Origin of the sequence: Macrococcus brunensis (assembly GCF_004359615.1) — a bacterium.
Lineage (GTDB): Bacteria > Bacillota > Bacilli > Staphylococcales > Staphylococcaceae > Macrococcus > Macrococcus brunensis.
The window spans coordinates 1-11,905 of record NZ_SCWA01000017.1; the positions used below are offsets into that span (position 1 = coordinate 1).

Annotated in this window: 14 protein-coding genes; all 14 read right to left on the reverse strand. The window is 42.6% G+C overall.

Annotated elements, in window-relative coordinates; all coding sequences use genetic code 11:
* Nucleotides 1-145 precede the first annotated feature (145 nt).
* A complete protein-coding gene (locus tag ERX27_RS08930; RefSeq protein ID WP_133432495.1) occupies nucleotides 146-1,363 on the reverse strand; it encodes a carboxylate--amine ligase in 1,218 nt (405 codons plus the stop codon).
* 189 nt (nucleotides 1,364-1,552) lie between these two features.
* Entirely contained in the window at nucleotides 1,553-1,795 is a 243-nt protein-coding gene (rpsR, locus tag ERX27_RS08935) for a 30S ribosomal protein S18 (protein ID WP_133417641.1), read from the reverse strand.
* 25 nt (nucleotides 1,796-1,820) lie between these two features.
* Nucleotides 1,821-2,336, reverse strand: coding sequence for a single-stranded DNA-binding protein (gene ssb, locus ERX27_RS08940; RefSeq protein ID WP_133432496.1), 516 nt, complete (start codon nucleotides 2,334-2,336; stop codon nucleotides 1,821-1,823).
* Nucleotides 2,337-2,357: 21 nt separating this feature from the next.
* Complete coding sequence (gene rpsF / locus ERX27_RS08945; RefSeq protein ID WP_133417643.1) at nucleotides 2,358-2,648, reverse strand: 30S ribosomal protein S6; 291 nt, start codon at nucleotides 2,646-2,648, stop codon at nucleotides 2,358-2,360.
* 109 nt (nucleotides 2,649-2,757) lie between these two features.
* Entirely contained in the window at nucleotides 2,758-3,081 is a 324-nt protein-coding gene (locus ERX27_RS08950; protein ID WP_133432497.1) for a hypothetical protein, read from the reverse strand.
* Between the two features lie 14 nt (nucleotides 3,082-3,095).
* Entirely contained in the window at nucleotides 3,096-4,196 is a 1,101-nt protein-coding gene (gene ychF, locus ERX27_RS08955; RefSeq protein ID WP_133432498.1) for a redox-regulated ATPase YchF, read from the reverse strand.
* Nucleotides 4,197-4,208: 12 nt separating this feature from the next.
* A complete protein-coding gene (locus ERX27_RS08960) occupies nucleotides 4,209-4,403 on the reverse strand; it encodes a DUF951 domain-containing protein (RefSeq protein WP_133432499.1) in 195 nt (64 codons plus the stop codon).
* Nucleotides 4,396-5,271 (reverse strand): mechanosensitive ion channel family protein, encoded by an 876-nt coding sequence (locus ERX27_RS08965; RefSeq protein ID WP_133432500.1) that lies wholly within the window; start codon nucleotides 5,269-5,271, stop codon nucleotides 4,396-4,398. Before ERX27_RS08965 ends, ERX27_RS08960 begins: the two co-directional genes overlap by 8 nt.
* Before the next feature lie 5 nt (nucleotides 5,272-5,276).
* Entirely contained in the window at nucleotides 5,277-6,122 is an 846-nt protein-coding gene (locus ERX27_RS08970; RefSeq protein ID WP_133432501.1) for a ParB/RepB/Spo0J family partition protein, read from the reverse strand.
* Entirely contained in the window at nucleotides 6,115-6,873 is a 759-nt protein-coding gene (locus tag ERX27_RS08975; protein ID WP_133432502.1) for a ParA family protein, read from the reverse strand. The genes ERX27_RS08970 and ERX27_RS08975 overlap by 8 nt, the downstream gene beginning before the upstream one ends.
* A 91-nt stretch (nucleotides 6,874-6,964) precedes the next feature.
* On the reverse strand, nucleotides 6,965-7,807 hold the full coding sequence (gene noc, locus ERX27_RS08980; RefSeq protein ID WP_133432503.1) for a nucleoid occlusion protein: 843 nt from the start codon (nucleotides 7,805-7,807) through the stop codon (nucleotides 6,965-6,967).
* 26 nt (nucleotides 7,808-7,833) lie between these two features.
* Nucleotides 7,834-8,550 carry a 16S rRNA (guanine(527)-N(7))-methyltransferase RsmG gene (rsmG, locus tag ERX27_RS08985; RefSeq protein WP_133432504.1) on the reverse strand — a complete coding sequence of 239 codons (717 nt, stop codon included), beginning with the start codon at nucleotides 8,548-8,550 and terminating at the stop codon, nucleotides 7,834-7,836.
* Nucleotides 8,551-10,422 (reverse strand): tRNA uridine-5-carboxymethylaminomethyl(34) synthesis enzyme MnmG, encoded by a 1,872-nt coding sequence (gene mnmG / locus ERX27_RS08990; protein ID WP_133432505.1) that lies wholly within the window; start codon nucleotides 10,420-10,422, stop codon nucleotides 8,551-8,553. It abuts the gene before it with no gap.
* A 13-nt stretch (nucleotides 10,423-10,435) separates the two neighbouring features.
* A complete protein-coding gene (gene mnmE / locus ERX27_RS08995; RefSeq protein ID WP_133432506.1) occupies nucleotides 10,436-11,815 on the reverse strand; it encodes a tRNA uridine-5-carboxymethylaminomethyl(34) synthesis GTPase MnmE in 1,380 nt (459 codons plus the stop codon).
* Nucleotides 11,816-11,905 lie beyond the last annotated feature (90 nt).

Below are 11,905 nucleotides of genomic sequence, written 5' to 3' on the forward strand. Positions count from 1 at the left end.
ACACATTTCCATTTAACTTCACTTGAATAAGCAATTCTCTGCATAATAAAACACTCCTATCAAATTCATTTTATATGAATTCAACAAGAGTGTTTTTTATTCTGTCCCATTAATTGGGGTCAGTCCGTAATGCCTAAGATTTTTTTTATGACTGCTCCCACTCTCTATTACGATACTTTTTGAAATAATTCATGTCTCGCAGCTTCAGATAAATCTTTCTTTTCAGAGAACGGTCTTTTTTATATTTTAAAGGATTAAATGTCCTTCCTTGTTTAATAAGCCCTCTCACTTCCTCTTTGAGCTCGGAACTACTGATTCCTTGTAGAATGAGAGCCGGCGGAATGACTGTAAAAATCATTTTTTTGTCTAAATAAACAAGCGGATGACTTTTATGTTCAATTAAATCCTCCACATAACAGCGCGCAATGGAATAACCACTTTCTCTGACATATGAACTTGAACGACCGGCACGTAAATTAACTTCCAGAAATTTAAATTTCCCGTTCCGTGCATCATACTTCAAGTCAAAGTTCGCAAAGCCTTTGTAACCCGTATCTTCCATCATGCGGACAGCTTTGTCCATCAGCTCTTTTTGATAGCGTGTAATAAGTGCCGTATAATTGCCGACAGCTGTCAGTTGAGGCTCTTGTGATAAAACTTGTGCGAGTGTCACCACTTGGCCTTTGCCGTTCCGATCACTGTAATAAACCATATCCCAGAGTTCCTGGTCATTTCCTTCAATATATTCCTGCAGAATCAGGTCTTTTCGGTAACCATTATCATACAGCAGTTTAATAGTCTGGTTAACTTCATCGTATGAAGTAAGACGGTAGATTTTCTGTTTACCCGGGAAATGAAGATCAAAATAAGCTGTGCCATCATTCACCTTGATAATGACCGGGAACATCACTTCTTCATGAAAAGTCGTCAGTTCATGACAATCTATTGTAAAGGTCTTAGGGATATCTAATCCGTATTGTTCACATAACTGATAAAAATGCTTCTTGTAATAGAACTGATCAAATAGTTCCTGACTTGGAAAGTTTAAGATGAATCGCTCACTAATTGAATCACTATGTTTAATAAGTAGTTTCACATACTCATCTGTTGTCGCAACGAGCAGTAGTTTCTGTTGACCGTACTTCTCCGCTATCTCATTTAAAGTTCTTATGAACACTTCATCCTGATATAATTCAGGTTCTATTATATAGGCTTCTGTTAAAGAAGATAATTCTGTAAATGCCAGCTTCCCCGCTGCTACTACAATTGATTCTTTTTGATAATCTTCATGGAACGATGCAGCTGCTGCATATGCATGTATATTAGCACCAATAATCACTGGTGTGAACGCCGTATTTGCCATATTTCAATAACCTCGTTTCCCCTCATTACTCCTTATATTATCATAATTTTTGTCAGCTTTTTTCATTTTTTTCTAATATCTGACTTAACTAATATGATTTAAAAAATAACTTAAAATTGCTATGGGAAAAAGGGATGCAATTTTCACTAAAAAAAGACCTTTCACTATTGAAGTGAAAGGTCTGCAATATTATTGCTCCTCTTTAACATATGGTAATAATGCCATATGACGTGCACGTTTGATCGCTACAGTTAACATACGTTGGTATTTAGCTGAAGTACCTGTTACACGACGTGGTAAGATTTTACCGCGTTCAGAGATGAATTTTTTAAGTAATTCTGCATCTTTGTAGTCGATTTGTGTGATACCGTTTGCTGTGAAGTAACACACTTTTTTACGACGACGTCCGCCTCTTCTTGGTCCACCTGCCATGATTGTTGCCTCCCTTACTTATTGATTAGAACGGTAAATCATCGTCACTGATATCAATCGGCCCTGTTGCATTCGCAAATGGGTTGTTTGATGCAGGAGATGATGTCTGGTTATTTGTTTGATTATTTGCCTGATAATTCTGACCTTGTGATTGTCCACCGAATCCCGGGTCATAACTTGAATAGTCATTAGACGAGTTGTCCTGACGGTTCTGGTTAGCACCTTTAGGTTCTAAGAACTGTACTGAGTCACAGACGACTTCAGTCACATACACTTTACGGCCTTCTTGATTATCATAGCTGCGAGATTGCAATCTACCATCCACACCAGCTAAACTACCTTTACTTAAGTAGTTATTGACGTTTTCAGCTTGTTTACGGAATACGACACAGTTTAAGAAGTCCGCCTGGCGTTCTCCTTGAGCGTTCGTAAATGTGCGGTTAACCGCTAATGTAAACGTAGCAACTGATACGCCTGAGGGTGTGACTCTGTATTCGGGATCCTTCGTTAAACGACCTACTAATACAACACGATTAATCATGCAATTCGCCCCCGTTGATTATTATTTTTCTTCTTCGCGTACAATGATATGACGGATAATATCGTCATTGATCTTCGCTAAACGATCGAATTCGTTTGTTGCTTGATCAGTAGAGTTAACGCGTACGATTTGGTAGAAACCTTCTTTGAAGTCTTCGATTTCGTAAGCTAAACGACGTTTACCCCAATCTTTTGCTTCGATGATTTCCGCACCGTTTGAAGTTAAGATTTCGCTGAAACGTTCAACTAACGCTTTCTTCGCATCTTCTTCAATGTTCGGGCGTACAACGTACATAATTTCGTATGTTCTCATCAATTACACCTCCTTATGGTCTATGCGGCTTTACTGTTTCGTAAAGCAAGGAATAATTTTCATTACTCACAATTGAATATTATAGCATAGTAAGATACAGATTACAACATTAGTAGAGTACTTCGTCTAATTTATAGACGACCATTTCTTTGACATGAAAGAGCTTGATATCTTCTGAGGAATAGAGATATTCGTAGAGATAGTAATCACTGTCCTCAGGATCGATTTCATCACAGCTGACGATGTCCAGATAACGAATCGCGTCTTCAGGATAGCTGACTTTTTTATAAATATCTTCATTCAGTGCAACGTATTCATCTTTTCGGACAGCCTGTACAAAATAGTAATAGATGACATTATACATCTCCTGTCCTTTAGGACCTGACTTTGTGATGACTTTAATGCCGTAGATAATCCGCTTTAAAGGTTTCATGTCTGCCTCCTGAATTAAACATTAAATCTGAAATGTACAACGTCTCCATCTTTCATCAAGTAATCCTTACCTTCCAGACGTACTTTACCTGCTTCTTTCGCGCCGTTCATCCCGTTATTGCCGACTAAATCATCGAAGCTGACTGTCTCTGCACGGATGAAACCACGTTCAAAGTCTGTATGGATGATACCTGCACATTGGGGTGCTGTCATGCCTTGCTTAAACGTCCAGGCACGTACTTCCTGCTCACCTGCCGTGAAATAAGTCGCAAGTCCGAGAAGGTGATAAGATGCTTTGATCAATTTATCAAGACCTGATTCTTCAATACCGAGGTCAGTCAGATATTCCTGTTTATCTTCATCGTCAAGCGCTGCGAGTTCTTCTTCAATACGAGCGCTGATGACAATGACTTCAGACCCTTCTTTATCCGCATAGTCACGAATCGCTTTGACGTAATCATTGCTATCCGCATCTAATAAATCATCTTCTGCCACATTCGCGACATATAGCATCGGTTTAGCAGTCAAAAGGTGCATGCCTCTGACAAGACGCTGCTGTTCCGGTGTAAATTCTACACTGCGGACAGGCTGCTCATTTTCAAGTGCTTCTTTAACAATTGCGAGTACCGCTTCTTCTGCCATCGCATCTTTATCTTTTTGTTTCGCCATCTTTTGTACACGTGCATAGCGTTTCTCTACAGATTCCATATCTGCAAGTACCAGTTCCATATTGATGACTTCGATATCATCAATTGGATTTACTTTACCTGATACGTGTGTGATGTTCTCATCTTCAAATGCACGGACAACCTGACAGATCGCGTCTACTTCACGGATATGAGAAAGGAATTTGTTACCGAGTCCTTCTCCTTTAGATGCACCTTTAACGATACCGGCGATATCTGTAAACTCAAATGCTGTCGGTACTGTTTTCTTTGGTGTCACCAGTTCAGTCAGTTTGTCTAAACGATAGTCAGGGACTTCTACGATACCGACGTTCGGGTCGATTGTTGCAAATGGGTAGTTCGCAGCAAGTGCCCCCGCTTTAGTAATTGCGTTGAATAAAGTGGATTTACCGACGTTTGGTAAACCGACGATTCCAGCTGTTAATGCCATAATTGTTCTCCTTTATGATTCGTCAGCTGACGAAATGATTTTTTTGATTTTTTTATTGAATTCAGGACGTGGCATCATAATGCTTCGTCCGCAGTTCTCGCATTTAATACGAATATCGGCGCCCAGACGGATGATCTGAAACGCATTCGTTCCGCATGCATGCTGTTTCTTCATCTCAACAATATCATTCATCTGATAGTTATTCATGTTCCGGGCCCCCTTTAGGTTGATTATACATGACCATTCTTGGAACAGGTGCTTTGACACCGTGACTATCCAGAAAGTCCTTCAAGTCGCCACGCAGGAGTCTTGAAACTTTAACGTGATTGTTCGGTAATGTTTCTGCTGCAATCTTAATCACAGCCTCGCCTGCTTTCACCATATCGACACCTAATATTTCAGGGGTCTTCACGACATCCTCGTATTTATCCTTCAGCGTCAGAAGATAAGGTGTCAGCATCTCTTCTACAGCTCGAATATTCTCCTCGCTGGAGATAGATACTTCAAAGACTGCGACAGAATTATTGACTGAGAAATTGACAATCTCATTCATTGTACCATTCGGCAGGATAGTCAGTTCTCCTGTGAACGACCGGATTCTAGTTGAACGAAGACCGATAGACTGCACTGTACCTTCTGCGACTTTCGTGCCACCCGTATTGATTCTGACGTAGTCTCCAACATCAAACTGACTCTCGAAGATAATGAAGAATCCTGTAATCACATCTTTCACGAGTGTCTGAGCACCAAAACCAAGCGCGATACCGGCAATTCCGGCACCAGCAATCAGACTTTCCACTTTGATACCCATATTGCTGAGAACTGTCGTCAGCACAACAAACCAGACGACATAAGTGGTAATATTCTGCAGCAGTTTGATAAGGGTTGTATCCCGTTTTTCAGACATCGATAGGTTAGACAATCTTCTGACTTTGAAAAACTGCGCAATAGCAAAGTGCAGCACTTTAATGACACCAAAAGCAACCAGGATAATGATGATTGACCAGAACGTATTAACACCGATATCTTTCCACATCTCTGAGTCAAGCAGCGGGTTGATTAAATGTTTCTCCATTGTGTTTAAACACGCTCCAGCAGGCTAATCAGACGATTAAATTCCTCTTCTGAAGTGAACTCAATCGCAATCTTGCCTTTTTTACGTGATTTAGAGATTTCAACATTCGTACCTAAATGCTGTTTGAGCGACTGTTCATGTTTCACAAGAAACTTTGGTTTTGCCGGTACCTTTTTAGGTTGCTCAGGAGACGATGTCAGCGACTTAACATACTGCTCCAGTTGTCTGACACTCCATGATTCTTTTATGACCTGCTTGGCAATAGTCATCATATCCGCTTCATTTTTAAGACCTAAGAGCGTTCGACCATGCGCGCCTGACAATTTCTTATCATTGATCAGCTGCTTGATTTCTTCCGGCAGGTTCAACAGACGAAGCATATTCGCGATATAAGGACGTGATTTCCCGAGCCTGTCAGCTGCTTCTACCTGCGTTAATGATAAATGATCCATCAGGAGCTGATAGCTTTTTGCTTCTTCTAAAGCATTCAAGTTTTCACGCTGCAGGTTTTCTATGATCGCGAACTCCATCATCTGTTTATCCGTCATCGATTTGACGATAGCGGGGATGTCTGTCTTGCCGGCCAGTTTACTTGCACGGTAACGACGCTCACCCGCTACAATGTCATAACCTTTGACTGATTTTTTGACGATAATCGGCTGCAGGATGCCGTGCAGTTTAATCGATTCTGCTAGTTCTGCGAGTGCCATTTCATCAAATTCATGACGTGGCTGATAGGGATTTGGACGAATATCATCCAGCTTCAGCTGTTCAACCACTTCATCTCCTTTATTATCCTGAAAGAGTGCATCAAGGCCGCGGCCGAGCCCTTTACCCAGTCCTCTAGCCATGATTGATGACCTCCTCTGCTAAATCCGCATAAGTCTTCGCACCCGTAGAGCGTGCATCGTAGACATTGATCGGCTGTCCGTGTGAAGGTGCCTCTGACAGACGGACATTACGCGGAATAATGGTGTCATATACTTTGTCACCGAAATGCGAGCGCACTTCAGCCATCACATCATTACCCAGGTTTGTACGCGCATCAAGCATCGTGAGCAGCACACCTTCAATTTCAAGCGACTGATTTAAGTGGCGTTGAACCAGCTTGATTGTATTCAGGAGCTGACTTAAACCTTCAAGTGCGTAATATTCACATTGTACAGGAATAATGATACCTGTAGCTGCTGTAAATGAGTTGATAGTCAGAAGACCCAGTGACGGCGGACAGTCGATAATGATGTAATCAAATGACTCTTCCAGTTCTTTAAATGCATATTTCAGACGGACTTCACGGCTCATTGCAGAGACCAGTTCAATTTCAGCACCCGCTAATGCGATATTTGCCGGGATGATGGACAAGTTCTCCTGCTCTGTCTTCAGAACAACTCGATTGATTGAAACATCTTCAACCAGCATGTCATAAACTGAGAATTTCACGTTGTTTTTATCTATACCGACACCACTTGTCGCGTTACCTTGAGGATCTGTATCAACTAACAGGACTTTCTTCCCTCGTTCAGCAAGCGCAGCACTTAAGTTGACAGAAGTCGTCGTTTTACCGACGCCGCCCTTCTGATTGGCGATAGCTAATATCTTCATTTTTTTCTCTCCTTGCTGTTTCTTCATTATTACGATTATAACAATATTAGAACTAAACTGCACAAACTAAAAAACCATCCGGAAAGGATGGTTACTGGTTATTCTGGTTTTTGAAGACTTTGATCGAGATTTCGTAGAAGTTAGCATATTCAGTGTCTTTACGCTTCACTTTAATCCCGCTCTTCTCAACGGCTTTAACACTCTCGCCGATTGTATTGAAGGCAAGCTTCATATCACGTGTAAAGGCAATACGTGTCGGTTTAACGTCTTCGCCGCCGAGCATTCGTTTGACGCGTTCTTCTGTCTGCTTGACGTTCAGACCCTGACTTTCAATGATGCCGAGCATTTCCTTCTGCTGGTTTTCATTTAATGCAAGCAGGCTTCTCGCATGTCGCTCTGTAATCTGTAACTGACTGAGCGCTTCAAGAATAGGTGAAGAAAGTCTTAATAAACGCAGCTTATTGGCAATAAAGGACTGGCTTTTACCGAGACTTGTCGCAAGATCCTGTTGTGTAATACCATCTAAATCCAGCAGTTTCTTATAAGCTTCCGCTTCTTCAACGACAGAAAGATTTTCACGCTGAATATTCTCAATCAGGGCAATAGCCGCTGTTTCTTTATCATTCAGTGGTTTCACCAGGACTTCAGTTTCAGCGGTACCATTTAATTTAAGCGCTCTGAAGCGGCGTTCGCCCGCAATAATTTCATACATCTCTTCTTCAATTGGACGAACCACGATCGGCTGAAGCAGACCATATGCTTTAATGGAATCCGCCAGCTCCTGAATCTTTTCTTCGTCAAACACCTGTCTCGGCTGGTAACGGTTCGGCACGATACGTTCTATCGCAATCTTGATGACATTGCCTTCTGCACGTTCCCCTGCCATATCTTCTTTATCACGTAATCCAAATAGCTTTGAAAAAGGTTTCTTCATCTCATTCGACTCACTTTCATCACATCTTATTTCATCAGCGGTTCTTTCGCAGGCGTGCCTGCTTTTCGCGGATATTTTTTAGCAGTCTGTCTGCGTTTTTCAATATCCACGATATAACGTGTACTCTCTTCCATCGGCAGTGTAAACTGATGATTTCCAACAATTTCGCCGCCTAGAATGTTCACGGCAAACAGACCTTCTTCTATTTCAATCTCGCCCTGTGCACCTTTTAGTGCCAGGAAGTGTCCGCCTTTTCTGACAAGCGGCAGACACAGTTCGCTGAGCACCGACAGACGGGCAACCGCACGGGCTGTCACGACGTCGTATGATTCACGTTTTTCTGAGCGGCCGAAAGTCTCTGCACGTTCATGTGTGAACTGCACCTGTTCCAGATTCAGCTCCGCAGCGAGATGGTTCAGGAAGTTAATGCGTTTGTTAAGAGAATCTACTATCGTCAGTTTGATGTGTGGAAACAGGATTTTAAGCGGAATACTTGGGAAACCTGCGCCTGCACCTACATCACATAGTGTCTCAATTTCCTTGAAATCAAAGTAAAAGCTAGGTGTCAATGAGTCAAAGAAATGCTTTAAGTAGACTTCTTCCTTTTCAGTAACAGCAGTTAAATTAATTTTCTCATTCCACTCTACTAGATTTTCATAATAAATTGCAAACTGTTTCAGTTGTTTTTCTGTTAATTCAAATCCTTTTGCACGGAGTGCTGCTATAAACTGCTCTTCATTCATCTAATTCACCTTCGCAATCTTTCCCTGTTCAATATAGACAAGCAGAATCGATACATCAGCCGGGTTAACCCCGGAAATACGTGAAGCCTGACCGACACTCAGCGGCTTTACTTCCTTCAGTTTCTGACGCGCTTCTGTCGCGAGACTATGGATTGCATCGTAATCGATGTTCTCAGGAATCTTCTTGTCTTCCATACGTTTCATTTTTTCAACTTGCTGCAGAGATTTATCAATATAACCTGCATATTTTGTCTGAATCTCAACCTGCTCAGCGACTTCTTCAGAGACTTCGATGTCATCTGCAAGAATCTCACGAATCGCTGCATAATCCATTTCTGGACGTTTCAACAGATCAATCGCTAAAATACCATCTTTTAAAGCAGCACCACCATGTTCTGCGATCAAGTTCTGCGTATGCTCATTCGGTTTAATACGTACGTTAGAAAGACGATTGATTTCTTCTTCAATCGCTGCTTTCTTTTCTTCAAAGCGACTATAGCGTTCATCTGAGATCAGACCGATGTCATGACCGATTTCAGTCAGACGCAGATCCGCATTATCGTGACGTAACAGTAAACGATACTCTGCGCGGCTTGTTAACAGACGATAAGGTTCATTCGTTCCTTTTGTGACTAGGTCGTCAATCAGTACACCGATGTAGGCATCCGCACGACCTAAAATAAGTGGTTCACGCCCCAGTACTTTAGCAGCGGCGTTGATACCGGCCATCAGTCCTTGTCCTGCTGCTTCTTCGTAGCCGGATGTCCCGTTAATCTGTCCCGCTGTGAACAGTCCGTCAATCTTCTTCGTCTCAAGTGACGGCCAGAGCTGTGTCGGTACAATCGCATCATATTCGATGGCATAGCCTGCACGCATCATATCTGCGCGCTCAAGACCAGGAATTGATTGCAGCATCTGTCTTTGAACATGTTCTGGCAGGCTGGTAGATAACCCCTGGACATAGACTTCTTTCGTGTTACGTCCTTCCGGCTCCAGGAAAATCTGGTGGCGCGGCTTATCGTTGAAACGAACGAATTTATCTTCAATAGACGGGCAGTAGCGGGGTCCCGTCCCTTTAATCATGCCTGAATACATCGCTGACAGATGAAGATTGTCATCGATAATCTGATGTGTTTTATCATTCGTATAAGTCAGCCAGCATGGCAGCTGATCTAAAATATATTCTGTCGTATCATAGCTGAATGCACGACCGACGTCGTCACCCGGCTGAATCTCTGTTTTGTCATAGTCGATTGTATTGCCGTTGACACGTGGCGGTGTACCTGTTTTAAAACGGACAATATCAAATCCAAGGTCACGGAGATGATTAGCGAGTTTAATAGACGGCATCTGGTGATTCGGACCTGATGAGTATTTGATTTTACCCAGAATAATTTCCCCACGCAGGAATGTACCTGTCGTCAGAACGACCGCATCTGCATGATAAGTCGTCCCAATAACTGTTTCAACGCCGGTCACTTTACCGTCTTCTATAATCAGATGCTCGACCATTCCCTGCATAATATCAAGGTTTGGTGTGTTTTCAATCACATCTTTCATTTCCTGCTGATAAAGGACTTTATCCGCCTGCGCACGAAGTGCACGGACAGCCGGCCCTTTACCTGTGTTCAGCATGCGCATCTGTATATGTGTTTTATCGATAGTTTTTGCCATCTGTCCACCCAGTGCATCGATTTCACGCACCACAATCCCCTTTGCAGGGCCACCTACTGACGGGTTACATGGCATGAAAGCGACTGAATCAAGGTTGATGGTCAGCATGAGGGTTTTGGCGCCCATTCGTGCTGACGCAAGTCCCGCTTCAACCCCGGCATGTCCTGCACCGACGACAATTACGTCATATTTTTCCAAGTTTGTTTCCTCCTTATTTACCGAGACAGAACTGACTGAATAACTGATCAATCAGACTGTCTGATACTTCTTCACCGATCACTTCGCCGAGTAATTCCCATGTTCTGATTAAGTCAATCTGCACCATATCAATCGGGACACCCATACTAGCGGCATTCATCGCTTCATTAATAGAAGTCTTCGCTGATTTTAATAGGCTGATGTGACGGGCGTTGGATACATAAGTCATATCCTGCTGCTGCACCGCTCCTTCAAAGAACAGTTTCGCAATCTGTTCCTCGAGCTGGTCAATACCTGCCTGAGAAAGCATCGATGTCTCGACAATCGGCGCGTCCCCCATCATTTTCTTCACTTCAGCGATGTCCAGTTTCTGTTCTAAATCGGTTTTATTGATGATGACAATCACATCTTCATTTTTAATGACTTCAGCAAGCTGATAGTCGCTCTCTGTTAAAGCTTCATTATAATTCAATACGTAAAGAATCAGGTCTGCTTTACTCAGCGCCTCGCGACTGCGCTCAACGCCTATTTTCTCAACGATATCTTCAGTTTCACGGATACCCGCTGTATCTACCAGGCGCAGCGGTACACCTCTGACATTGACGTACTCTTCTAATACATCACGCGTAGTCCCTGCGACTTCTGTAACAATAGCTTTATTATCCTGAATGAGTGTATTCAGCATTGAACTTTTACCGACGTTCGGTTTGCCGACGATGACCGTTGACAAGCCTTCACGCAGAATCTTACCTTGTGCACCTGTCGTCAGCAGCTCGTCGATCGCCTGCTCGATTTTACGTGCTTCGGCCAGCAGAAACTGCGTCGTTGCTTCTTCGACGTCATCGTACTCAGGATAATCAATATTCACTTCCACCTGCGCCAGAATTTCAAGGATGGACTGTCTGAGCCCTTTAATCATCGTACTTAGGCGTCCTTCTATCTGATTCATAGCCACTTTGCTGGCACGATCCGTTTTCGAACGAATGAAATCCATGATTCCTTCTGCCTGTGACAAATCGATACGCCCATTCAGGAAAGCACGTTTCGTAAATTCACCCGGTTCAGCAAGACGCGCACCATGTGACAGTGTCAGCTCTAAAATACGGTTTACTGTCATGATACCACCGTGACAGTTGATTTCTACAATATTTTCACGCGTATAAGTACGTGGTGCACGCATGACAGCCACCATAACTTCTTCTACGACTTCTGCTGTTTCCGGGTCGATGATATGTCCGTAGTTGATGGTATGACTCTCTACTTCTAATAATGACTTCTTTCCTTTATAGAGACGGTCAGCAATTTCGATTGCATCATGCCCGGATAATCTGACAATGGCAATCGCGCCCTCACCCATTGGGGTGGATATACTTGAAATAGTTTCAAGTTCCATATTATCTCCTCCATTGATTCATTCGTTGATTGTAAAATGAAACACCTAAAAAACAAATCTATATGCTCTGAATAAACAGATTAACTCTAA